This is a genomic window from Kouleothrix sp. (genome assembly GCF_046328425.1).
Classification (GTDB): Bacteria; Chloroflexota; Chloroflexia; order Chloroflexales; family Roseiflexaceae; genus Kouleothrix.
In genome coordinates this window covers 205,388-229,382 of record NZ_JAXLWP010000006.1, presented here as the reverse complement: position 1 = coordinate 229,382, position 23,995 = coordinate 205,388, and the positions used below count along the sequence as shown (strand labels likewise).

Here is a 23,995-nt window from a genome sequence, read left to right as displayed (position 1 = left end):
AAAAGCAAATTCGGGGGCGGCATTGCCGCCCCCGAATTTGCTTTTGGTATGCCATCGGCCCCGCCCGCACTAGCGGCGATACTTGGCTTTCGAGCGGATTCCTTTGTAGGCTCGCCGGTTGCGATAGGTGGTGATCAGCACCGGCACCCTGCCAGTGTCGTTCACTACCAGCGTGGTGCCTTCCAGCCGCGCATAGCGCTGGTACAGCTCCTTTTCGCTCGGAATATCGCGCCGGCATAAAAATACGTGCAGCGCGCCGGCACAGCGGATGAACCGGCCGTACTCAAAGACAAACTCAATATCCTGCTCGGTAAGGTTGCGCTGGGCGCGCCGTACTACGGCATGCTTGGTGTGATGCATTGCTGGTTCCATGGTGCCGCTCCCGGCTAGGCGCCGTTCTACCCCATTCTGCTCCAGCGGCTTGCGCCGCCCTGCGCTGAGTATAGCCCCACGCTGCCTAACTGCGGCGCACAAAACGCGGCAGAAAAGATCGCAGTATCGCAATACTTCCGCCGCTTTATGCTGGGGGTTCGGGGCAGCAATGCCGCTCTCGAAATTTCTTTTGGTATGCCTTGCTCGGCAAGGCATACCAAAAGAAAGTGATCAAACGGAGTTGATATTACCCCGCCATATGGCGGGGAGCCTCACTATCCGGTCAGGCTCCAACCCTCATCCAAAAGCGGTTTCACGCGCGCGGCCCTCAATGTTATATTTATCACGAAATGAATATCGTGTTTTGAATTTCATACAAACATTCATACGACCGATCATCATCGCACCTGCGAGTGCACAGAAGGAGCGCAGAATGTTCGACCTGATTGTGATTGGCGGGGGGCCGGCCGGGGTCACGGCCGCGCTGCGCGGGCGCGAGCTGGGTGTCGAGGTGGCGCTGGTCGAGCGTGGCCGGCTGGGCGGGAACTGCACCAACGAGAGCTGCGTGCCGGCGCGCGTGCTCGCCAAGGCCGCACGGCTGATGCGCGAAGCCGAGCAGCTGGGCGACTACGGCATCACCGAGCACCGCCCCGAGGTCGACTTCGCGCAGCTGATCGGGCGCACGCGCGAGATCATCGGCGAGGTTCATGCCAAGAAGCAGATCCTCGATCACCTGCGCGACAGCGGCGTGGCCACCTATGTCGGCGCCGGCAAGGCGCGCTTTGTCGGCCCGCACACGATCGAGCTTGCCGACGGCACACAGCTCAGCGCCGAGAAATTTATTATCTGCGCCGGCGCCCGCGCCCGCTCGCCGGGCTTCCCTGGCGGCGAGCACACGCTCAGCTATGCCGATGTCTGGTCGCTCGAGCGCCTGCCGCGCTCGCTGGTGGTGATCGGCGGCGCGGCCACCGGCTGCCAGCTCGCCTCGGTGTTTGCCGCGTTTGGCGCCTGCGTGACGCTGCTCGATATCGCTCCGCGGCTGCTTATGGCCGAAGACGAGATGGTGTCGCGCGGGGTCGCCGAAGCGTTCGCACAGCGCGGGATCGAAGTCATTACCGGCATCGGCGGCATCACGCAGCTCGAGCGCCACGCCGGCGAGCTGGAGCTGCAGTTCTCGACCGGCCAAGGCCCAACAGCTATCGCAGCCGAGGCGGTGGTGCTGGCGATCGGTACCACCGGCAATATCGAGGAGCTTAACCTGGAGGCAGCCGGGGTGCAGCACGAGCGCGGCGCGGTCGTGGTCGACAACACGCTGCGCACCAGCGCGGCGCACATCTACGCCGCCGGCGACATCACCGGGCGCATGCCGCTGGTGCAGAGCGGCAGCCAGCAGGGGCGCATCGCCGCCGAAAATGCCATACTGGGTGTCGATCGGGTCGCCAGCCACCAGATCGTGCCACACGGCGGCTTCACCGACCCGGAGTACGCCAGCGTGGGGCTCACCGAGCAGGCCGCGCGCGCCCGCTACGACTGCGTGGTGGCCGAAGTGCCCTACGCCGACCTCGACCGCGCGGTGATCGACGGCCGGCCGCAGGGCAGCTGCAAGCTGATCGTCTCGCGCCAGTCGCACAAGATCGTCGGCGCGCACGTGTTCGGCGAGCAGGCTGTCGAAATCGTGCAGATCGTCGCCGCCTGTATGGCCGCGAACATGCGCGTCGAGCGGCTGGCCGATCTCGAGCTGGCCTACCCAACCTACACCGCGATCGTCGGGCTGACCGCCCGCCAGGTGGTGCGCGAGCTGGGCATGGTGCCGCTAGCGCCTTCGTGGCGCGCGCTTGGGCGCCTGCACATCGCCGAGTGGGAGCGCAGCGCGGCCTGATCGCACCACAACACCAACCGCATCCCCCTCTCCTGCTTGCGGGAGAGGGGCCAAACGCATGAGAAAGCCGCCTTGCGCGGGCCTCGCTTGCGAAAAAACTAGGCCACTTTGCGCCGTTGCGCACGCATTTGACATCACCGCGCGGGTAGCGTATAATGCGTCCCGTTGCCGCGTGCGGTAGCTTCAATATGGGTCGGTACCGAAGTGGCCAACCGGGGCAGACTGTAAATCTGCTGGCTTACGCCTTCGCTGGTTCGAATCCAGCCCGGCCCACCAACGAGTTTTGAGTTTTGAATGTTGAGTTTTGAGTTGCTCATTCAAAATTCAACACTCAGCACTCAAAACTTTTCTTTGCCCATGTAGCTCAGTTGGTAGAGCACGTCTTTGGTAAAGACGAGGTCTCGGGTTCGAGTCCCGACATGGGCTCCAGATCTCAGACGATCCGCGCCGCGCGGATCATTCCTATTTTGTTTGCGCTGTTTTCAGCGCGGCAGAAGCAACGGAGGCATTTGAACAACAATGGGCAAGCAGAAGTTCGAGCGCACCAAGCCGCACGTCAACATTGGCACAATCGGCCACGTCGACCACGGCAAAACCACCCTCACCGCCGCCATCACCAAGGTGCTGGCCATGAAGGGCGCTGCCAAGTATACCTCCTACGACCAGATCGATAACGCGCCCGAAGAGCGCGCCCGTGGCATTACCATCGCCATCCGCCACGTCGAATATCAGACCGACAAGCGCCACTATGCCCACGTCGACTGCCCCGGCCACGCCGACTATATCAAAAACATGATCACCGGCGCCGCGCAGATGGACGGCGCCATCCTGGTCGTCTCCGCCCCCGACGGCCCCATGCTGAACCCGCGAGCACATCCTGCTCGCCCGCCAGGTGCAGGTGCCCGCCATGGTCGTCTACCTCAACAAGGTCGACATGATGGACGACCCCGAGCTGCTTGAGCTCGTCGAGCTTGAACTGCGCGAGCTGCTCACCAAGAACAGCTTCCCCGGCGACGACATCCCGATCGTGCGCGGCAGGCGCTCGCGGCGCTGTCGTCGGCCTCGACCGACCCGAACGCGCCGGAGTACCAGAGCATCCTCGAGCTGATGGACGCGGTCGACGGCTACATCCCCACACCCGAGCGCGCGGTCGACCAGCCGTACCTGATGCCGATCGAAGATGTGTTCGGCATCAAGGGGCGCGGCACGGTGGTGACGGGGCGGATCGAGCGCGGCAAGGTGAAGATGGGCGACACGATCGAGATCATCGGGATGAGCGAGGAAGCGCCGCGCAAGACGGTGGTGACGGGCGTGGAGATGTTCCAGAAGACGCTGGACGAGGGGATCGCCGGGGACAACGTGGGGGTGCTGCTGCGCGGCATCGAGCGGACGGACGTGGAGCGCGGGCAGGTGCTGGCGGCGCCGACGTCGATCAAGCCGCACACGAAGGTGAAGGCGAACGTGTACGTGCTGAAGAAGGAAGAGGGCGGGCGGCACACGCCATTCTTCCCAGGTTACCGGCCACAGTTCTACATCCGGACGACGGACGTGACGGGGTCGATCTCGCTGCCGGAGGGGATGGAGATGGTGATGCCGGGGGATAACGTGGAGATGGGCGTGGAGCTGATCGTGCCGGTGGCGATCGAAGAAGGCTTGCGGTTCGCGATCCGCGAAGGCGGGCGCACCGTCGGCGCGGGCGTCGTCACCAAGATCGTCGAGTAGCTACGCCGAGGGTGAGGGCGTCGTCGAGGTGCGTTTACCTCCGCGCCCTCACCTTCGCACGTACTAGTACGCTAAAGGAACCTCTATGGCGGTCGTAAAAACCGACAAAGAAAAAGATCAAAACGAAAACGCGCTCGTTCGCACCTTCCGCGAAGTGCGCTCCGAGATGAAAAAAGTCGTCTGGCCCACCCGCGAAGAAACGGTGCGGCTGACGGTAGTTGTTGTTGCGCTTTCTGCTGTTATTAGTGTGGTCTTGTTCGCCGCCGACTCACTGTTCCAATTGATGATCATTGGCCTGCAAAACGCAGTGAAGTAGCGCGGCCTGAGGGACGACGTGACCGATCGAAACGATAAGCAAGCTGAGTCGGAGTTCCAGGCCGACGACGGCCGCCACTGGTATGTGATCCACACCTACTCGGGCTACGAGAACAAGGTGCGGCAGAATCTGATGCACCGCATCGAGACAATGGAGATGCAGGATCAGATCTTTCGCGTGATCGTGCCAACCGAGGAAGAGATCGAGATCAAAAACGGCCAGCGTCGCACTGTTCATAAAAAAGTGTTTCCCGGTTACGTGCTTGTGCAAATGCGCATGAACGACAACTCGTGGTACGTCGTGCGGAATACGCCTGGCGTCACGAGCTTCGTTGGCCACGGCAACCGCCCAACCCCGCTCGACGACAACGAGGTCAAGGCCATCCTCAAGCAGATGGAGGAAGAGGCGCCCAAGGTTCGCGTCAGCTACCAGGTTGGCCAGGCCGTGAAGATCACCGATGGCCCGTTCACCGACTTCGAGGGCGTGGTCGACGCAATCGATCACGAGCGCGGCCGCGTGCGCGTGCTGGTGTCGTTCTTCGGCCGCGAGGCGCCGGTCGAGCTCGATTTCCTCCAAGTTACCAGGCTTGTCGATTAATCACTCTGATGAAAACCGAAGAGCGAAGGACGAGCTTTGGTGGTCTTTCGTCCTTCGCCGCTCGATACACGAATCACGAAGGAGTATAGCGTGGCAAAGAAAGTCACTGGTGTCGTGAAGCTGCAGCTTCCGGCCGGCAAGGCCACTCCGGCCCCGCCGGTTGGCCCGGCGCTCGGCGGTTATGGCATCAACATCATGGCCTTCGTCAAAGAGTATAACGAGAAGACCGCGTCGCAGGCCGGCAGCGTTATTCCGGTCGAGATCACGGTGTACTCCGATCGCTCGTTTACGATTGTGCTGAAAACACCGCCCGCCGCCGACCTGCTGCGCAAGGCTGCGGGCGTCCCCAAAGGCTCGGGCACGCCGAACCGCTCGAAGGTCGGCTCGATCTCGCGCGAACAGCTGCGCAAGCTCGCCGAGCAGAAGATGTCGGATCTTAATGCTATCGACGTCGAAGGCGCCGAAAAGATCCTGGCCGGCACCGCCCGCAGCATGGGCATCACGATCAAAGAGTAGCTTTGAGTGTTGAGCTACCCCAGGCTACCATCAAACTCAACACACAACACTTGTATGTGGGAGGGCCAGGCGCCCGCTTGACCACAAGGAGCATGACATGACCCGCGACCATGGCAAGAAGTATGTCGACGCGCTGAAAAAGGTCGATCGCACCCGCCTCTACGATCCAAAAGAGGCAGTCGCGCTGATCAAATCCACCTCGTACACCAAGTTCGACGCGACCGTCGAAGTGCATCTGCGGCTTGGCATCGACCCACGCCACGCCGACCAGAACATCCGCACCACTGTGGCGCTGCCGCACGGCACTGGTAAAAGCGTGCGCGTGCTGGTGTTCGCCCAAGGCGAGGCGGCCCAAGCCGCCCGCGATGCCGGCGCCGATTTCGTGGGCGCCGACGACCTGATCGGCCGGATCGACAAAGAGAACTTCTTCGACTTCGATATCGCGATCGCCACGCCCGATATGATGGGTAAGGTCGGCCGCGTCGGCCGCAAGCTTGGGCCGCGTGGCCTGATGCCCAACCCCAAGAGCGGCACGATCGTGCAGCCCGACGACCTACCCCGCACCATCCGCGAGGTGCGCGGCGGCCGCGTCGAGTTCCGCAACGACCGCACCGGCCTGCTGCATGTGGCTGTCGGCAAGGTCAGCTTCAGCGAGCAGCAGATCCAGGATAATATCGCGGCGCTGATGGACGCGGTGCGCGCTGCAAAGCCGGCCGCCACCAAGGGCGTGTTCGTGCGCAGCGTTACCTTCACCAGCACAATGGGCCCGGGCATTCGCGTCGACCCGGCGGCGGCGCAGGCTATGAGCGCGGCAAGCGAGGCAGCGTAACCACACCGCGTTGTGCTGCGGCGCAGCCCAACAAACTGAATAGTGCCCTAGACAGCGGGTGCACGAGCTTAATGGCACTGCGCCGCCCGCCGAGGCAGAACCCGAGCATAACGGCCTGTGGCCGTTGGTGGGCTGCTGTGTCTGGGCACGGCGGCCCTTTTTCTTGCACAATCAACGATACACCGGAGGGAGGTGAACAGAATGGCTACACAGCGCAAAATCGAGTCGGTTGCCGATCTGACCGATAAGCTGGAACGCACTCAGCTCACAGTTGTGACCGACTACCGCGGCCTTACCGTCGCCGAGATCACCGATCTGCGCAGGCGGCTGCGCGAGACCGGCGCCGAGCTGATCGTCGCGAAGAATACGCTGACGCTGCGCGCAGCCAAGGAGACTGGCCATACAGCGATCGAGCCACTGCTGTCTGGCCCTACTGCGCTGGCGTTCGCCTTTAAAGACGCCTCGAAGACCGCCAAGGCGATCAACGATTTCAATAAAGGCCCGAAGAAGCTTGTGGTGCGCGGCGGCATGCTCGGCAATACCCTGATGGGGCCGAATGTGCTCGAGCAGGTCGCAACACTGCCCACTCGCGAGCAGGTGCTGGCCCAGATCGTCGGCGGCGTGTCCGCGCCGGTCTCCGGCGTGGTCGGCGTGCTCAACGCCGCGATCACCAATGTGCTCTACGTTCTGCAAGCGCGCATCGATCAGCTGCAGCCCGCCGACGAGGCCGCGGCAGCCTAAATCAGTCATTTAGACAGTTATACTCACCGTAAGGAGATGATCTATCATGGCGAGCGACAAGGTTAACGGCATTATCGAGAGCATCGAGACGCTGAATGTGCTCGAGCTGGTCGAGCTGAAGAAGACGATGGAAGAGAAGTGGGGCGTCACGGCGGCGGCGCCGGTGTTCGCGGCCGGCGCTGCTCCGGCGGCGGCTGGCGGCGATGGCGCGGCTGCGGCCCCGGCCCCGGTCGAGGAGAAGACCGAGTTCGACGTGATCCTCACCGCCGCTGGCGCCAACAAGATCCAGGTGATCAAGGTCGTGCGCGAGCTGGTGAGCGGCCTGGGCCTGAAAGAGGCCAAGGATCTGGTCGAGGGCGCGCCTAAGCCGGTGAAGGAAGGCGTGACCAAGGAAGAGGCCGAGGCCACCAAGGCCAAGCTGGTCGAGGCCGGCGCGAGCGTCGATATCAAGTAACGTCGTCGCTTCTCAGGCTCGGGCGCGGTGTCGCGTAAGCGACGCCGCGCCTTTTTTGTTGATCATCACTGGCGATTCGTAGGCACTCCGCTGTGCGGCGCTACGCGCTGCGCAGTTGGCGGCGCCTGCGGATCGCTTTTTGCTTGCAGCCTGGGGCGTACTCGTCCGCCACACGGCAGGCTCTGCAGGAGAAGTATGCACAAGACAAGCCCGTTTCGCAACGCGCCAGCGCTGGTGCTGGTGGCCCTCTCGGCGGCGCTGCTGATGGTTGTGGCGCTGTTTACGCTGCCCGTGGTGGGCAAGTGGCACACCGGCGATCTGCTGCTCTACTTCAACGATTCGCGGAAGCTGCTGGGCGGCCAGCTCCCCTACCGCGATTTCGCGATCGAGTACCCGCCGCTGGCGCTGGCGCCATTCGCGCTGCCGTGGCTGCTGGTGCCCGGCAGCCACCTGCTGTTCACCGATTATGTCGCGCTGTTCTTGCTGGAAAATACATTCTTTAGTGTGCTGATCGGGCTAGTGGTTTTGGCCCTCAGCGGCCCGCGCGACGCCCTGCCAACGCTCGTGATCTACGCCGCGCTGGTGGGCGTTGGCGCGCCGCTGCTACCCTGGCGCTATGACCTATTTCCGGCGCTGCTGACGGCGCTGGCGCTGCTGAGTGTTGCCCGCGCGCGCCCAATGTGGGCGGGGGTGTGGCTGGGCCTAGGCCTGGCTGCCAAGCTCTACCCGATCGTGCTGCTGCCAATCTGCGGGCTGTTTTACCTGGCCCAGGGCAACCGTCGCGGGCTCGCGCAGCTCGCGTTCGGCGGCGTGGTTGGGGCGCTGGCGCCCACGCTGCCGTTTGTGCTGGCAGCTCCGCACCAGATCGGCTCGTTCGTGACATACCACCAGCTGCGCGGCCTGCAGCTCGAAAGCCTGCCTGCTGGCGCGATCGTGCTGGCGCACGTGCTAGGGCTCACCGCCGCCAAGCTTGAGTTCAACTACGGCGCGCTGCACCTGGTGTCGCCGGCATCGGCTGCGGCGCTGCGCTGGCTGCCTATGGCGTTTGTGGGGCTATTTGCGCTGGTGTGCGCAGCCGCGTGGCAAAGCTTCCGCCAGCAACCGCGCACCACACCAGGCGAGCGGCCCAGCGAAGGGGCGATCGAGACGCTGGTGGTGTACGCCACGGCAGCGCTACTCGCGTTCATCATCACCAACAAGGTGTTCTCGCCGCAATACCTGATCTGGCTGCTGCCATTCGCCCCGCTGCTGCGGCGGCGGCACGCGCTGCTGATTGTGCTGATCGCCGCGCTCACCACCCTGCTATTCCCATTTGACTACGGCAATCTGATCAAGATGCGCCGGCTGCCCGTACTGCTGCTGAACCTGCGTAATGCGCTGGCGCTGCTGCTGCTTGGCTGGATGCTGTTCGAGCGCGCGCCAGCCTGGTTTCGAATGCGCCTGGCCGCCGCGCCCTGGCGCAGCGCCGCGCGCTCCAGCTAGCGCACAGCAGCGCGGCATCAGCTGCTGGCGCCACCTTCGATCTCAAGCGCGGCATACGCCAGGCGCACTAGCGCGCTGGCCGAGCCGCTGTCGTCGCCCAAAAAGATGAAATTGGGAGTGCGGTACGGGTTTACCGGGCCTTCAAACGCCGTGTAGTCGCGCAGCCGGCCCGTTAGCAGCACCTGCCCATTGCTGGACAAAGCATACGCGTCGTCGCGTACCATCAGCGTGTAGCTGGCCATGCGGCTTGTATCAAACCGGGCGTGCTCGGCGTGGGTAAACAGCGTGCCGGCGGGCGGCTCGGCGGCTCCTTGCTCCTGAGCCCACACCTGGTCGAGCCAGAACCCCAGCTCGATGCCGCGCGTGTCGCTGCTCAGCGCGATCACGCTGAAGCCGGCCCGGTCGCCAGATCCATCGCCATTCTTGTCGCTCGGCGCGTGATCCTCGGCCAGCAGCTGCACCGTAAAGTGCAGCGCATAGCCAGCCCGGCGATCGAGAACCGGCGCCACGCGCGGGTGCAAAAAATACCCGGCGGCGTCGTGGATATTCGCGCTGGTATCGAGCACAGTCGCACCGCCGACGAACGTTTGCGTAGCCTGCGCCTCGGGCGAGCTGCGATACAGCAGCTGCCCTTGGCTGTCGGGCGTGCCGCCACGCTCGGCATGATAAAGCACCCATCGATCGCTCATACTCACTTACCCCTGCTAGCGCGCACGCACCCGGCATGCGCGTTACATCTTCCCGTGCTACTACTGGCCGCTACTAAACTGTTCGAATATGCGCACGGCGCTGGATGAGCCAGCCAGCAGGCGCACATGAGCTGCGGCACAAAACTTGCCCCTGCCACGCCGGGCGCGTCGGCGCTTGTACGGTCGCGGTTTCGGAACGGGTGGCGGATCAGCGCCGGCACGTTTCATACGCTGTTCGCTTGATCACGTATAGATTGCCCTACGTGGCTTCGCCACGGAGTGCAACACAATACGAAATTTGAGGGCGGCTTCGCCGCCCCCAAACCCCCACCAAAGTCTAAGTCATCAAGCGAATTTGGTATCACACGACGTAATCGCTGCATACAAGTCAGGAGAGGTTCGCATGATCGCGCGCACCTTCCGTCTCCGTCGCCTGGCTGCGCTCGGCGCCGCGCTGGCCTGCGTAGCAGCGCTGCTCCGCATCACCACCGCCACCGGCCAGAACCACACGGCCAACCCGATCTACATGCCACTCGTCACCTTCGCGCAAGGCAGCCAGCTGCCCGGCTTCCCGCCGTCGGTCTTCGGCATGGTGCTGAGCAGCTTCACACCCGAGCGCGGCTTCGACGACGCACTCGCGGCTGGCGCAAGCTGGCTGCGCAGCGATAACAACCTACTGTGGCGCGATGTCGAGCCGATCGAGGGCGGCGGCTACAACTGGAATGCGCCAAGCGTCAAGCTCGCCGAGGCAGACATGATCGCCGCCAGCCAGCGCGGTCGCGCGCTGCTGCTGATCGTCCGATCGAGCCCGCGCTGGGCCACCGCGCCCTACAGAGCCGACTGCGCGCCGATCAACCCGGCCAAGTACCAGCGCTTCGCCGAATTTATGGCCGCTGCAGTGGCGCGCTATAGCCAGCCGCCCTACAATGTGCGGTTCTGGCAGATCGGCAACGAGCCCGACGCGTATATCTTTACGTCGGACTCGGGCTATGGCTGCTGGGGCGTGAAAAGCGACCCATACTATGGCGGCAGGGCCTACGGCGCCATGCTGAAGGCAGTGTACCCCGCCATCAAGAGCGCCGATCCGCAGGCCTACGTGCTGCATGGCAGCCTGCTGCTCGACCGCCCGTACAACCCCGCGAACGGCAGTGGCGCTTCGGCGCGTTTTCTCGAAGGCGTCTTCCTCGCTGGTGCAGCCGACGCATTCGATATTTTGCCATTCAACGCGTACTGGTGGTCGCTCGACGAGCCATCGACCGCGCGCGATTGGAAAGCCCAATACCTGATCGACCTGCAGAGCGCCTACAACGTGCCGCGCAAGCCAATGCTGATCACCGAAACCGGCCTGCTGTGCCGCAGCACGACGCCAGGCTGCCAGCAGGCCCAGGCGTACGCGGTTGGGCGATACTACGCGCGCGCGCTGCGCTACGGCCTGATCGGCGACCTATGGTACATCTACGATACCGACAGCTTCTATCATACCGCGCTGGTCGACCCGGCGAATGTGCAGAGCAAGCGACCAGCCTACGCCGCCTACCGCCACGCGGCCGCGCTGCTGAGCGGCGCGAGCTACCTGGGGCCGCTGGAAGGCCAGCCGGACGGCGTCGAGGGCTACTGGCTAGCACGGCCGGACGGCGCCACAATCGCGGTGTTCTGGTCGGCGAAAGCGCAGCCGGTAAGCATTGCGGCCACACCAGGCGCCAGCGTGACGTGCAGCGCGTGGGATGGCGCGCCGCTGGCGTGCGCCAACCAGAACGGCGCGGTGGCACTCAGCGCGCAGCCCGGCCCAAGCTATATGGTGGTAGCGAAGTAGAACGAGGCTCAGCTCGCGAGGTACGCCGCCGGCAGCTCGCGCACGCGCACATACTGCATCACGCCGGCCTGGCGCACCAGGCCCTTCAGCTCCAGCAGCGCCAGCATGGCCGCAACCTCGGCGACGGAGGCGCCACTGGCGCGGTGCAGCTCGTCGATGTGCTGCGGCTCGAACGACACCAGCTCGAGCAGCGCGGCCTCGGCCGGGTCGTCGGGGAATGCCTGCTGAATTTCCTGCTGCACCGCGATGGTGTTCAGGTTCAGCGCCTCGAGGATATCGTTCGCGCTGCCGACAAGCGCGGCGCCATTGCGAATGAGCTGGTGGGTGCCCTGGCTGACCTTCGAAAATATCGAGCCGGGCACCGCGAACACGTCGCGGCCCTGCTCAAGCGCGTACTCAACCGTAATCAGCGCGCCGCTGCCAATGCCGGCCTCGACAACCAGCGTGCCGAGCGAAAGGCCGCTGATCAGGCGGTTACGCACCGGGAACATCTGCGGCGTAGGCCTGGCGCCAAGCGGAAATTCCGAGACGATCGCGCCAGCCTGGCAGAGCTGCTCGGCCAGGCGCGCATTGCGCTCGGGGTACACCATATCGGCGCCACAAGCCAGCACTGCGATGCTGCGCCCGCCGCTCTCGAGCGCAGCGGTGTGCGCGATTGTGTCGACGCCAATCGCCAAGCCGCTTACGATCGTCACGCCTGCGCCGGCCAGGTCGCCGGCCAGCCGCCGCGCCGCCTCTTTGCCATACGAAGTCGGCGAGCGAGTGCCAACCACCGCGACGCTCCATCCATCGGAGGGAGCCAGCCGGCCGCGCACATACAGCAGCGGCGGCGCAGAGGGGATCTGGCGCAGCGCTGCGGGGTAGCTGGCGTGCTCGCGGCTGACGAGCGCCACGCCAGCCTGGTCGGCGCGCTCGATCTCGGCGTCGATGTCGAGCGTGCGCCGCGCCGCCAGCAGCGCCCCGGCGCTCCGCGCATCGAGGCCGGCGGCCTGCAGCTCGGCCGGAGTCGCGTGCCAGGCCGCCTCGAGCGAGCCACAGCGCTCGATCAGCCGATCGAGGCGGGCCGGGCCAATGCCATTCACCAAGTTGAAGCCCAGGTAGAAGCGCGTGTTGTCCATCGTGTGCCGCCGACTCCAAGTTCCAGAATGCATAGAGGGGCAGCAGATACACCGCCCCCCTTGCAGGCCGCAGTTTGGTAACAGTATAGCCAGCACACATTACCAGCGTGCGTCGTATGCCTACGCGCCGAGCGCCTGGAACATATGGCAGTTGAAGCGCACGGCTTCGTCGAGATCAGCCAGGCGAATATGCTCGTCGGGCGCGTGCATACCGTTCGCCCAGTACACCGGGTTGCCGGGCGCGCACAGGCCGGGCAAGCCCACAAAGCGGCGCAGCGCGCTCAGCAATGGCAGCGTGCCGCCGATCAGCGGCGTGATAACCGGCGGCTGGCCGTTGTAGCCGGCGGCGATGGTGGCGATGCGGCGCACGAACGGGTCGTCGATCGGCGTGACGACCGCCTCGCACGCGCCAAACGTGCTGATCGCGATATCGGCGTAGCCCTGCGCATCGAGGTGCGCGCGCAGCGCGGCCAAGATCGCGTCGGGGTCTTGATCGGGCACGAGGCGGAAGTCGATCTTCGCCATTGCACGGGCAGGCAGCACCGTCTTCGAGCCCTCGCCGGTATAGCCGCTGCCCAGGCCGGCAATGTTGCAGGTAGGGCTGAATGCCTGGCGCTCGCGCAGCGCCTGGCCGCTGAGGGCGTCGACAAACTGGCCGACGCCATAGGTTTCGCGCAGCTGCTCGGTGGTGTCGGGCTGATCGGCCAGCGCGGCCAGCGCGGCGGCCGAGGGCGGGCGCACGGCATCGTAGAAGCCCGGGATCAGCACGCGCCCCTCTGGCGAGCGCAGCGTGGCCAGCGCCTGCACCAGCCGCCAGGCCGCGCTCGGCAGAATAGGCGCATTGCCCGAGTGCGCGTCGCCGCTCAGGCAGGCCACGTCGAGCTGCACATATAGCAGGCCCTTGGTGCCAAGCAGCAGCTCGGGCTGGCCATTCGCGGCAAAGCCCGAACCTTCCCACAGGCAGCCGTCGGCCTTGAGCAGCTCGGCGTACGGCTCGGCGATCGCCGCGAAGTGCGGGCTGCCGATCTCTTCCTCGCCCTCGATGATCCACTTGATGCCGATCGGCAGCTCGCCGTAGGCTACGCGCAGCGCGCGAATGGCCGCCAGGCGCGCGGCGATCTCGCCCTTGTTGTCGGACGAGCCGCGCGCGAACAGCTTGCCGTCGCGCACGGTTGGCTCGAACGCCGGCGAGTGCCACAGCTCGAGCGGCTCGGCCGGCTGCACGTCGTAGTGGTTGTAGAGCAGCAGCGTATACGGGCTGCGGCCTTTCAGCTCGGCGAAGATCGCCGGCGGCGCGCCATCGGCCAGCAGCCGCCGGGTGGCGAAGCCAGCCTCGCCGAGAAGGCCCTCGACAAGCGCGGCCATAGCGTCGATACCCACGCCCTGCGCGGCGATGCTGGGCTGGCGGCACAGCCGCTCGAGCAGCGCCTGAGCCTCGCCGGCATTGGCGGCGAGATACTGTTCGATTGCCTGATCCATGGCTTCCTCTTTCTGAAAACGGCTCCTCGGAACGACAGGTATTGTACACACGAATCGCCCGGCGAGCGACGCCGATCGAGCGTTTTGGCGCGAGCCATGGCAAATGCCCACGATGTAACGTTCGGGGCATGGCGCGCATCAAATAGGTGGGGCTCACTCCGACTCATAGCATCAACGCAGACAATGCCGTCTGCCACGTCCAGAGGAGGAACATCATGGCACGCAAACGAATCGTCGTCGTTGGCACCAGCTTTGCCGGCTACACCGGCGCGCTCGAGCTGCGCGAGCTCCTTGGCGACGCCCACGACATCACCGTCGTCGCCAACACCCACGATTTTGTCTTTATCCCCTCGCTGATCTGGTACCCATTCGGCCTACGCAGCAAGCAAGACATTAGCTTTGACGTGCGGCCGGTCTACGCCGAGCACCAGATCAACTTCGTCGAGGCCGGCGTCACCGGCTTCGATCTCGACCAGCGGCTGGTGAAGAGCACCAGCGGGGATCTGCCGTACGACTACCTGCTGATCGCAACGGGGCCGAAGGTCGATTTCGCGAGCGTACCGGGCCTCGGGCCGCGCCAGAACTCGTGGTCGATCTGCAATGTCGAGCATGCCGAGGAGACGCGCCACGCCTGGGAGCAGTTTTTGCAGAACCCCGGGCCAATCGTGATCGGCGCATCGCAGGGCGCGGCGTGCTTCGGCGCGGCGTACGAGTTTATCTTCAACGTGCGCTACCAGCTGAAAAAGCACCACCTGCTCGACAAAGCGCCGCTCACATTCGTCACGGCCGAGCCATTTCTGGGGCACTTCGGCATTGGCGGGTTTGGCAACGCCAAGGCGATGTCGGAGATGTTCTTCAATATGCAGCACATCAGCTGGCGAACCAGCGCGGTGGTGCAGGAGGTGCGGCCCGACAGCGTGGCGCTGGCCAGCGGCGAGGTGCTACCATCAGCCTTCACCATGATCATCCCGCGCTTCCTCGGCATCGACGCAATCCGCAACACGCCCGGCCTGGGCAACGCCAACGGCTTTATCGAGACCGACGACGGCTACCGCCATACACAGCGCCCCGAGATCTACGCCGCCGGCGTGGCGGTGTTTGTGCCGCCTGCGGGCGAGACCGAGGTGCCCTGCGGCGTACCAAAGACCGGCTACCCCTCGGAGGTGATGGCCAAGACTGCGGCGGCCAATATCGCGGCCGACATCAACGGCGGCGAGCGCAAGACCATGCCGTTCTCGATGATCCACGCGTACTGTATCATGGACACCGGCAACATGGGCATGCTGATCCTCGGCGACCATATGGTCGGCGCGCGGCATCTCGAGTTCATTATTCCTGGGCCGCAGGCGCACTGGGCCAAGCTGGCGTTCGAGAAATACTTTATGTACACCCGCAAGCACGGGCATATTTAATCGCAGCTGCAAGCGGGCATCTGAAGAGCAGTGAGCGCGAGGAGCGGCGCTCCTCGCGCACTTCCTTCTGGGCGGCGCCATGTTTACGGCCGCGCCAGCCAGAAAAGGCATGAAAGGCACACCAGTGGCACAGATTGAGCTTACCTGGGTTGAGAAGCAGCGCTTTCTTGGAGTCGACAGCGCCGGGCACAGCGTGGTGCTCTCGCCGCCCACCGACGTCGGCGTGAAGCCATCGGAGACGCTGCTGATCGCATTAGCAGCCTGCGCGGCGCACGATGTCGTCGAGATCCTGCATAAGCAGCGCGCCGGCCTCAAGCAGCTGAAGGTGGTGGTGTCGGGCGAGCAGGCGGCCGATCCGCCATGGCCATACCGGCGCATCCACCTGCTATTCCAGGCCACTGCGGCGAGTAGCCTCGAGCGGATCGAGCGGGCGATCGACCTGTCGCTGAACAAGTACTGCTCGGTACGCGCGTCGCTCTCGCCCGATGTAGTGGTAACCTTCGCCGCCGAGCTGCTGAGCGACGCGCCGGCCGAGCAGTAGCGCGGCAGCTACACGCACCTACGGCGCGAGGTGCTGGGCGCGCAGGCGTGCGAATTCGGCGATAAACTCACGCTCGAGGGCGTGGCGCGCGGCGGGCGGCAGCAGCGCGGCGTGGAGGCCATTCAGCGCCAGCCGATCGAGCGCCGCCGCACCCATGCCGAATGTCTCAGCTGCAGCCTGATACTCGCCGGTGAGCGTAGTATTGAACATCGGCGGATCGTCGGAGTTGAGCGTCACATACAGCCCGGCGTCGAGCAGGCGCGGCAGCGGGTGCTCGGCCATGCTCGGCGCGACGCCCAGGCAAACGTTGCTCGAAGGGCAGACCTCCAGCGGGATCTGGCGGTCGCGCAGCTCGGCCACGAGCGCCGGATCTTCGAGGCAGCGCACGCCATGGCCTATGCGCACGGCGCCAAGCGCGCGCAGCGCGCCCCACACGCTGGCTGGCCCCTCCGTCTCGCCGGCGTGCGGCACGCTCGGCAGGCCGGCGGCGCGCGCGCGCGCAAACGCGGCGCGGTGCTTCTCGGGCGGGTGGCCAACCTCGGGGCCGCCCAGGCCCAGCGCCACCACGCCATTGCCTGCCGCGCCGATCGCCCAATCCGCCACCAGCAGGCTATCCTCGGCGGGCATCGAGCGGTCGATATCTACGATCAGGCCCATATCGACGCCCAGCTCGCGCACGGCCCAGGCGCGAGCGCGGTTGAGCGCCGCCAGCTGGTCGGCAAACGGCAGGCCCTTCTGGGCATAATGCGTATATGCCGTGTATGTCACCTCGCTGTAGCGCACATTCTGCGCCGCCTGGCCGGCCAGAAACTCGCGCGCAACCAGCTCGATGTCGTCGGTCGTGCGGATGCAGGCCGACAGAAGGCGATACACCTGGATGAAGTGGCCGAAATCGGTGAATGTGTACCACTCCCGCAGGCCGGCGACCGTCTGAGCCGGCAGGGGCATGCCGTGGCGCCTGGCAAGCTCAAGCAGCGTCTCGGGGCGCACCGAGCCCTCGAGATGCACATGGAGCTCAACCTTGGGCATGGCCGCGATATATGTCGTCAGGGACATACGGGTTGAAACCTTTTCCGGCGCGCAGCACGGCGCGCGAAACGAACAGCCGCTGCACCATTTCCTACGGCCCGGCAGCCGCCTGGGATGCGCCGCGCCGCAAACGCCACCACAGCAGCGCCAGCATCACAGCCGCGCCACAGGCATCGATCAGCACATCACGTGCCGCAGGGTGGCGATTGGCCACAAACGATTGATGAAACTCATCGCTGACGGCATACAGCACCGTCAGCAGCCAGGCCCAGCCCCAGCGCAGCCGCATCCCCGGCAGGGCGCGCCACCACAGCAGCGCCAGGATGCCAAACACGGTTGCGTGCGCCGTCTTCTTCAACAGAAAATCAAGCCACGGGTCGTCGGGCGACGGCAAGCTCGACTGTGACGACAGAAAAAAGATCAGGCCCATCCATGCGGCCACTGCCAGCCAGCGCGCCGCGAGCGTATCGAGCAGCCCCCAGGGCCGCGAGTTTGCTTGTGTTTCCATGTGCTCCTCTGCCATAGCTGATCGGCTACAGGCGCCGCGCCAAGCGCGGCACTGTATAGATAACGCTGCGGCGGGCCGCGCGTCACCCGATCGGCATGTCAGGGCCGCGTGTGCTTCCACGCGCCAATATTCCAGGTGATCGGCGCCAATGCGTCGGGCTGCGGGCCCTGCACGCCCGGCGCCACCAGCACCACGCTGAGGCGCTGGAACAGCGGCAGCACCGGCAGATCTTGCGTCCATAGCTGCTGCTGGCGCAGGTACGCGGCCGCGCGCTTCTCGGCGTCGAGCGAGGTTACTGCCTCGCGTATAGCGCGGTTGGCGTCGCGCTTGCACCAGCCGGAAAAGTTATCGCCAGTAAAATTATTATCGGGGCTCGGGATGGCCGTGCAGCTCCATAGCAGCAGGCCGCCCGGATCCGAGCTGGCGCTCCAGCCAAACAGCACCAGGTCGAACTGACGCTGAAACAGTGGGCCATCCGGGCTGAATAGCTCGTCGGGGGGCAACGCCTGAACCTGTACATCGATGCCGATCGCCTTCATATCGTTTTGAAACAGCTGGCTGATCTGCTGGCGCACGGGAGTGCTTTCGGTGGTGAGCAGCGTAAAGGTGAGCGTGATGCCATCGGCCGAGGCGCGCATCCCCGTATCCGTCGCCTTGTAGCCAGCGTCGTCGAGCAATTTGCGTGCCTCGTCGGGGTTATACTCGTAGCGCGCCAGCTGGTCGGCGGGCGCGGCCTCGGGCTGGCCAGGCAGCACCCAGCTCTGCAGCACCGGCACGTGGCCGGCGAACAGCGCCTGGGCCATCGCCGCGCGGTTGGTGCCGAGCGCGATCGCGTGGCGGATGCGTACATCCTGCAGATCCGGCACGTCGAGGTTGAAGTCGATATGCTCCCAGTTCGGGTTGGGCAGGTAGATCGCCCGCAGGTGCCCGGCCGACTGATCTTGATCGAGCGCCGGCATAAGTTCGGCCGTCGGGCGATCGGCGGCAGCGACGTCGATGTTGCCGTTCAGCAAGCCAGCGCGCATCAGCTCGATATTCGGCGAGAACGCCAGCACGGCGCGCTCGGCTGGCGGGGGCGGCCCGAAGTAGTACGGGTTGCGCCGCAGCACGATCTGGCGCTCGTCGCGGCTCTCAAGCGCGTATGGGCCATAGCCAACCGGCTTACGCGCGAACTCACCGCCGAAGCGCTGTTCAGGCGGCGTGCTGGCCAGCAAGTGGCGCGGCAGCGGCGTCCAGTAGCTGAGAAAATACGTCGGGCTGGTGAAATCGGGCCGCAGCGTCGCGCGCGTGGTGTGGTCATCGACGCGCTCGTACGCCACCACCTGGCTGAGCCTGTCGCTGATCTCGGCGCTGAGCGGCGCGGCTTTGGCGCTCTCGTAGGCAAACACCGAGTCGTCCGCGGTGACGGGCTGGCCGTCCGACCAGCGCAGCTTGGGGTTCCAGTGGAAGGTGACCACCAGCTGATCGACCTGGGTGATGATCTGCGTGACCGTCGTGGTGATGCTGCCGGCGTCGTCGAGGTACACGTCGGCTTTGCGCGCCGCAGCGTCGCCATTCTCAAACGACGGAATGCGTTCGAGCACGCCGGTGCCGGTGTAGCCGTAGTTGAACGACAGCACCGGGGAGGGGAACAGCAGCTCGGCGACCGGCGCGGCGGTGCGCGCGCTGCTGATCGACGCCTGGTAGGGCAGCAGCGTGCGTGGCTGGTCAAGCAGGCCCACCGTCCAGGTTTCGGCCGGCGGGGTGGCGGTGGCAGCGGCCGCGCGCGTGGGCGCCTGGCCAATCGGCGCAGGGCTGGGCGTGGCCGCGCTATTCGGAACCCCGCCTTCGATCGCGCAGCCTGCCGGCAGCAGCGCCAGCACAACCACAATACCGAGCCAGCGGAGCATATGTCGATATCGGATCACAGCGTTTGTTACCATATGTCGTAGAACAATGCCATACTCAGCCGACCGAGTCTACCCTGTTTGGGCGAATTTGTCCAACCAGCCGGCCGAAGGCACTGTGTTATAATGACCGCATTCTCGCCATACTGGAGCGGCATGTGACAGAACCTGCCCGCATCTCGACCGATCGCCTGCTGAGCGATCTGGCGCAGCTGATCAACGTGCCGGGCAGCCCTGGCCAGCCCGAGGGGCTGGCCGCCGCAGCCGCGCGGGTGGCCGCCGTGATGCGCGCGCACCAGCTTCACGTGACGACGCTGGCGAGCCCCGGCGCCCCGATCGTCGTCGGCCGCCGCCCCGGCCGTACGCCTTTCACACTGCTGCTGTACCACCACTACGACGTCGCGCCGGCCGGCCCGTGGCGCGCCTGGAACCACGAGCCCTTCCAGCTAGCCGAGCGCGAGGGCACGCTCTACGGCCGCGGCGTGGCCGATGGCAAAGGCCCGCTGGCGGCGCACCTCAGCGCGCTCGCCACCCTGCTGGCCACCGAAGGCGAGCTGCCGTGCGGCGTGGTGGTGCTGGCCGAGGGCGAAGCGCTCAGCGGCAGCCCGAGCCTAGGCGCGGCGGTGGCCGAAGCGCACGCGCTGTTCAAGGCCGACGCCTGCCTGTCGACCGGTGGCGAGCGTGACGCCGACGACCGGCCGTTCTGCTACACCGGCGCCAAGGGGCTGCTGCAGGTGCGGATGCGCGCGCGCGGCACCAACCAGGCGCTGCCGCCCGGCCTGGCCACCAGCGTCGCCAACCCGCTCTGGCGGCTGCTGTGGGCGCTCGGCCAGCTGAAGAGCGACCAGGAAGAAGTGCTGATCGACGGTTTCTACGACGATGTCGAGGGGCCAAGCCGCAGCGAGAACCAGACCATGCGCCAGCTGCAGATGGACGAGGCCGCCCGCAAGCGTGCCTGGCAGCTCGACCAGTTTCTGTTCGAGCTGGAAGGCGCCGCGCTTGTGCGCACCGAGGCCACCCTGCCAACCTGCAACGTGGCCGACCTGAGCGTCGAGCCGGCCAGCGACCTGCCGATCATTCCAGTGGCGGCGGCGGCGCGGCTCGATTTTCAGCTGGTGCCGCGCCAGCACCCCCAGGCGATCGCCGACATGCTGCGCGCCCACCTGGACGCCAAATCCATGGCCGATATCGAGGTCGAACGGCTGCCCGGCGGCTACCCCGGCGTACATACCGCCTTCGAGCACCCGTTCATCGAGCGCCTGCGGCTGGTCGGCGAGAACCTGTACAGCGCGCCGCTGCCGCTTCTGCCACAAGGCCCATTTCATCAGCCGCTGTTTTTTTTCGCCGAGGCGCTCGGCGTGCCTGTGGCTGCAGTCGGCTGTGCCCGCCCCGACAGCGCCACCAACGCACCAAACGAGCACATCCCGCTGCCCGATCTCATTCGCCACGGCCAGCTGCTGATCGAGCTGATGTACGCCTGCGCCGCCCCGCCGGTTTGACATCCGCAGGCACTTATGGTAGCATACACCCCGCGCAATTATGTGATTGCGTTTCTTTTATGCCGAAATGCCGGTGTAGCTCAGTGGTTAGAGCGAGCGACTCATAATCGCTAGGTCACTGGTTCAAGTCCAGTCACCGGCACCAACCCGGTAAAGCGCAGCACAAGCCTGCCTGGCACTACCAGGCGGGCTTTTTGCTGTCTGTCGCTGCAGATTTTGTCATTGGTTTGTTACGATTGCCGGCCCGAAGCGCGTGATATACTCGACGTGTGGCGGCCCGAAGCGGCCGCACGACGATGCTCGCAACCGCCAGCCAGCGCGCGATAGCGCAACACATACCATGATACGTCGCAACCCACTCATTCTGGCACTTCTCCTGCTTGGGCTTTTGCTGCCAGCAACCTCGCGCGCCGCCCCAGCCGACACGCCACGCGTGCTCCAGCAGGGCGGCGGGGTACAGCTCGAATGGAATGGCGCGCCCGCCGCGCTTAAAAACCCGGCCGCCACACTCGTCGCCATTGGCGGCTCGCGCCTGCCAGCCCAGCTTGTGGCACTGCGCGTGGCCGGCAACGCCCCGATCGCCATCCACATCGATCACCTGAGCAGCGCGCCCTGGAGCAGTGCGCTCGCGCCGGCCGAGCGGCCGGTGCCACAGCTGCCCGGAGGCCCGGCGCGGCCCGACCTCGCCGCCGCGCCGGGCCGCGCGCTGCCGGAGGCGCCGGTGCTGCTGCTGCGCGAAGGCTACCTGCGCGGCGCGCGCATCGCGGTGCTGGCGCTTAGCCCGCTTTTCGAGGCGCCCGGCGGCCCGCGCGCGGTCGCATCGATCAGGGCGAGCGTCGCGAGCGCCACGCTGCTCGATTCCGGCACGGCGCGGCTGCTGGCGGCGGCGGGGCCATTTCTCGCCGAGGCGCCAGCCGGCAACCCGGCGGCCGGCACGGGCTGGAAAGTGCGCGTAACCCAGGCTGGTATTCAGCGCCTCAGCGCCTCGGCGCTGGCCGCCGCAGGCGTGCCGCTTGCCACCCCCGAGAACCTGCACCTACGGCTGAACGGCGCCGAGCTGGCGATCGACCAACGCGGCAGCGGCGGCAGCCTCGAGCTGCGCTTCTACGCCGCCACGCCCGGCGACCGCTGGAATGGCGCCAGCACCTACTGGCTGACGCTCGAAGACACGCCAGGCGCGCGTATGGCAACGCGCTCGGTGGCGCCGGGCAATGCCGAACTGAGTTTGTTCGCGCTTGAGCGCGGCGTCTGGCGCGACAACAAGCTCTACGATTCGCTTCTGCCGGGGCCCGACGCCGACCACTGGTTCGCCGCCGATATGCGCATCGACCCGGCGCCGCCCGGCCAGCCGCAAGTGCCGCCGGTCGTCACCAGTATCACCATCACCCCAGCGCTCACCATGGTGCTCAGCCAGGCAACAGTGGCCGCCGCCGGCAGCAGCTACCTTGCCACCAACCACACTCTGCAGATCGGCATGGGCGGCGCGGCCGCCACCAGCACGTGGAGTGGCGCGGGCGATTGGGAGCAGGCGCAGATATTCGACCAGCCGTCCAAGCAGATCAAGCTCGTGCTGCCGTCCACCGCCAGCGCCGACGGCTATGAGATCGACCATGTGGCGTGGGAGGTGCCCGTCAGTCTCGACCTGGGCGGGCGCGGCGCGGCGTTCGTGGGGCGCGCCGGCGCCTGGCGCTACCGGCTATACAACCCGCCGGCCGGTGGCGTGCTGTACGATGTGAGCGACCCGGCTGCACCGCAGATCTTAAGCGGTCTCCAGGCCCTCGACGCGACAACCAGCGAATTTCAGGATGGCCCGGATCAACGCAGCTACGTGCTGGCCGGCACCACTGGCCTGCCGGCGCCGGCCATCAGCCGCAGCCAGGCGTTCGACTTCGCCACGCCCGCGCGAGCCGTGTATATCGCCCCGGCAGCGCTGCACGATGCGCTAGCCCCGCTGGTAAAGCTGCGCCAGGCGCAGGGCTACACCACACGCATCGTCGACGTCCAGTCGATCTACGACACGTGGAGCTACGGCCAGGTGTCGCCACAGGCGATTCGCGATTTTCTGCGCTACACCGCCGCCAGCTGGCCCACACCGCCCGACGGCGTTACGCTCGTGGGCGACGGCACCTCCGACCCCATGAACTACACCCACCGCAACAACACCAACTACATCCCGCCATTTCTGGCGAATGTCGACCCGTGGGTTGGCGAGACCGCCTGCGAGACGTGCTTCGTGCGGCTGCAAGACGACGACCCACTGGCCGACCCACTCCCCGACCTGGCGATCGGGCGGCTGCCGGCGCGCAGCCCAGCGGAGCTTGTGGGAATGGTAAACAAAATTGTCGCCTACGAGACCAGCCCGCTCGACCTGACCTGGCGCTCGCGCAGCATCTACATTGCCGACAACTACCGCGACAGCCAGGGCAAGCCCGACAGCGCCGGCGACTTCACGGCATTCGCCGATGCCAGTATCGCGCAGCAGCCCGCCGACATACGGATTAGCCGGATGTACTATGATCCTCAGGCGCCGGCCGGGCAGCCCTGGCGCGAGCGCGACGCGCTGAAAGCATACCAGCGCACGCTTGCGCTGCTCGGCGCGGGCGCGGGGCTCGCGAACTACATTGGCCACGGCAGCCTCTACCAGTGGGCGGTGACGGACTACACCGCCAACCCGCCATACCTGCTGGGCCAGTACGATCCCGACGACCTCGCCAACGGCTCGCGCCAGCCGATTCTGCTGGAGATGACCTGCCTGACCGGCGCGTTTCAGACGCCCTCGTACGGCGGCACGATCGACGAGCGCATGCTGCTGAACCCGAAGGGCGGCGCGATTGCGATCTGGTCTTCGGCGGGGCAGGGCGTATCGCACGGCCACGACGCGCTGCAGCGCGGCTTCTACTCCGCGCTATGGGCGGCGCCGCCGCTGACGGCGCGCGTTGGCGACTTGACGCTGGCGGGCTATACCGAGCTATTCGCCAACGGCAGCTGCTGCCAGGATGCGATCTCGACCTACGGGCTGCTCGGCGACGCGCTGATGACCGCGCGGGTGCTACCGGCGCGCCAGCTCTTTCTGCCGGTGGCCCGGCGCACTCCATAGCCCGTTTCTGGGCGAA

Annotated in this window: 20 protein-coding genes, 3 tRNA genes, 1 pseudogene and 1 other annotated feature; of the genes and pseudogenes, 17 read left to right on the top strand and 7 right to left on the bottom strand. The window is 65.8% G+C overall.

Going from position 1 to position 23,995, the window contains the following annotated elements; all coding sequences use genetic code 11:
• Positions 1–69: 69 nt before the first annotated feature.
• Positions 70–360 (bottom strand): DUF4258 domain-containing protein, encoded by a 291-nt coding sequence (locus U0177_RS07105; protein ID WP_409569897.1) that lies wholly within the window; start codon positions 358–360, stop codon positions 70–72.
• Between the two features lie 445 nt (positions 361–805).
• On the opposite strand from U0177_RS07105, the gene U0177_RS07100 reads away from it, so the two are divergent.
• The 11 genes and pseudogenes from U0177_RS07100 (at position 806) to U0177_RS07050 (ending at position 8,908) form a co-directional block, all read left to right on the top strand.
• Positions 806–2,251: a dihydrolipoyl dehydrogenase family protein gene (locus tag U0177_RS07100; RefSeq protein ID WP_409569896.1), complete on the top strand. Its 1,446-nt coding sequence runs from the start codon at positions 806–808 to the stop codon at positions 2,249–2,251.
• A 190-nt stretch (positions 2,252–2,441) separates the two neighbouring features.
• Positions 2,442–2,527 (top strand) — tRNA-Tyr (locus U0177_RS07095).
• A 77-nt stretch (positions 2,528–2,604) separates the two neighbouring features.
• A tRNA-Thr gene (locus U0177_RS07090) sits at positions 2,605–2,680 on the top strand.
• 90 nt (positions 2,681–2,770) lie between these two features.
• Positions 2,771–3,973: pseudogene (gene tuf / locus U0177_RS07085) on the top strand (elongation factor Tu).
• An 85-nt stretch (positions 3,974–4,058) separates the two neighbouring features.
• Positions 4,059–4,289, top strand: a complete 231-nt coding sequence (gene secE, locus U0177_RS07080; protein ID WP_409569895.1) for a preprotein translocase subunit SecE — start codon at positions 4,059–4,061, stop codon at positions 4,287–4,289.
• Between the two features lie 18 nt (positions 4,290–4,307).
• Complete coding sequence (nusG, locus tag U0177_RS07075) at positions 4,308–4,886, top strand: transcription termination/antitermination protein NusG (RefSeq protein WP_409569894.1); 579 nt, start codon at positions 4,308–4,310, stop codon at positions 4,884–4,886.
• A 90-nt stretch (positions 4,887–4,976) separates the two neighbouring features.
• Positions 4,977–5,402, top strand: coding sequence for a 50S ribosomal protein L11 (gene rplK / locus U0177_RS07070; RefSeq protein ID WP_409569893.1), 426 nt, complete (start codon positions 4,977–4,979; stop codon positions 5,400–5,402).
• Between the two features lie 97 nt (positions 5,403–5,499).
• Positions 5,500–6,231, top strand: coding sequence for a 50S ribosomal protein L1 (gene rplA / locus U0177_RS07065; RefSeq protein ID WP_409569892.1), 732 nt, complete (start codon positions 5,500–5,502; stop codon positions 6,229–6,231).
• A gap of 27 nt (positions 6,232–6,258) precedes the next feature.
• Positions 6,259–6,403 (top strand) — a sequence feature (ribosomal protein L10 leader region).
• 29 nt (positions 6,404–6,432) lie between these two features.
• Complete coding sequence (gene rplJ / locus U0177_RS07060) at positions 6,433–6,972, top strand: 50S ribosomal protein L10 (RefSeq protein ID WP_409569891.1); 540 nt, start codon at positions 6,433–6,435, stop codon at positions 6,970–6,972.
• Between the two features lie 46 nt (positions 6,973–7,018).
• The gene (gene rplL / locus U0177_RS07055) at positions 7,019–7,426 is read left to right on the top strand and encodes a 50S ribosomal protein L7/L12 (protein WP_409569890.1); all 408 of its coding nucleotides are present in this window, start codon (positions 7,019–7,021) and stop codon (positions 7,424–7,426) included.
• 195 nt (positions 7,427–7,621) lie between these two features.
• On the top strand, positions 7,622–8,908 hold the full coding sequence (locus tag U0177_RS07050) for a glycosyltransferase 87 family protein (RefSeq protein WP_409569889.1): 1,287 nt from the start codon (positions 7,622–7,624) through the stop codon (positions 8,906–8,908).
• 17 nt (positions 8,909–8,925) lie between these two features.
• On the opposite strand, the gene U0177_RS07045 is transcribed toward U0177_RS07050, so the two are convergent.
• Complete coding sequence (locus U0177_RS07045) at positions 8,926–9,597, bottom strand: hypothetical protein (protein ID WP_409569888.1); 672 nt, start codon at positions 9,595–9,597, stop codon at positions 8,926–8,928.
• Positions 9,598–10,000: 403 nt separating this feature from the next.
• On the opposite strand from U0177_RS07045, the gene U0177_RS07040 reads away from it, so the two are divergent.
• On the top strand, positions 10,001–11,410 hold the full coding sequence (locus U0177_RS07040; RefSeq protein WP_409569887.1) for a hypothetical protein: 1,410 nt from the start codon (positions 10,001–10,003) through the stop codon (positions 11,408–11,410).
• A gap of 8 nt (positions 11,411–11,418) precedes the next feature.
• On the opposite strand, the gene dprA is transcribed toward U0177_RS07040, so the two are convergent.
• Both dprA and U0177_RS07030 read right to left on the bottom strand, forming a co-directional pair.
• Positions 11,419–12,528: a DNA-processing protein DprA gene (gene dprA / locus U0177_RS07035; protein ID WP_409569886.1), complete on the bottom strand. Its 1,110-nt coding sequence runs from the start codon at positions 12,526–12,528 to the stop codon at positions 11,419–11,421.
• 120 nt (positions 12,529–12,648) lie between these two features.
• Positions 12,649–14,007, bottom strand: a complete 1,359-nt coding sequence (locus U0177_RS07030; RefSeq protein WP_409569885.1) for a M20/M25/M40 family metallo-hydrolase — start codon at positions 14,005–14,007, stop codon at positions 12,649–12,651.
• 215 nt (positions 14,008–14,222) lie between these two features.
• Here U0177_RS07030 and U0177_RS07025 point away from each other — a divergent pair, with 215 nt between their 5' ends.
• Both U0177_RS07025 and U0177_RS07020 read left to right on the top strand, forming a co-directional pair.
• Positions 14,223–15,419, top strand: a complete 1,197-nt coding sequence (locus tag U0177_RS07025; RefSeq protein WP_409569884.1) for an NAD(P)/FAD-dependent oxidoreductase — start codon at positions 14,223–14,225, stop codon at positions 15,417–15,419.
• Positions 15,420–15,543: 124 nt separating this feature from the next.
• Positions 15,544–15,960: an OsmC family protein gene (locus U0177_RS07020; protein ID WP_409569883.1), complete on the top strand. Its 417-nt coding sequence runs from the start codon at positions 15,544–15,546 to the stop codon at positions 15,958–15,960.
• Between the two features lie 18 nt (positions 15,961–15,978).
• Here the strand turns inward: U0177_RS07020 and add are convergent, their stop codons facing one another.
• From add to U0177_RS07005, 3 genes are all read right to left on the bottom strand, one after another.
• Positions 15,979–17,016 carry an adenosine deaminase gene (gene add / locus U0177_RS07015; protein ID WP_409569882.1) on the bottom strand — a complete coding sequence of 346 codons (1,038 nt, stop codon included), beginning with the start codon at positions 17,014–17,016 and terminating at the stop codon, positions 15,979–15,981.
• A gap of 64 nt (positions 17,017–17,080) precedes the next feature.
• On the bottom strand, positions 17,081–17,497 hold the full coding sequence (locus U0177_RS07010; RefSeq protein ID WP_409569881.1) for a VanZ family protein: 417 nt from the start codon (positions 17,495–17,497) through the stop codon (positions 17,081–17,083).
• A 98-nt stretch (positions 17,498–17,595) separates the two neighbouring features.
• On the bottom strand, positions 17,596–19,404 hold the full coding sequence (locus U0177_RS07005) for a peptide ABC transporter substrate-binding protein (protein ID WP_409569880.1): 1,809 nt from the start codon (positions 19,402–19,404) through the stop codon (positions 17,596–17,598).
• A 137-nt stretch (positions 19,405–19,541) separates the two neighbouring features.
• Here U0177_RS07005 and U0177_RS07000 point away from each other — a divergent pair, with 137 nt between their 5' ends.
• The 3 genes from U0177_RS07000 (at position 19,542) to U0177_RS06990 (ending at position 23,979) form a co-directional block, all read left to right on the top strand.
• Positions 19,542–20,882, top strand: coding sequence for a M20/M25/M40 family metallo-hydrolase (locus tag U0177_RS07000; RefSeq protein ID WP_409569879.1), 1,341 nt, complete (start codon positions 19,542–19,544; stop codon positions 20,880–20,882).
• 69 nt (positions 20,883–20,951) lie between these two features.
• Positions 20,952–21,027: transfer RNA gene (locus U0177_RS06995), tRNA-Met, on the top strand.
• A 243-nt stretch (positions 21,028–21,270) separates the two neighbouring features.
• Positions 21,271–23,979, top strand: coding sequence for a C25 family cysteine peptidase (locus U0177_RS06990; protein ID WP_409569878.1), 2,709 nt, complete (start codon positions 21,271–21,273; stop codon positions 23,977–23,979).
• Positions 23,980–23,995: the final 16 nt, after the last annotated feature.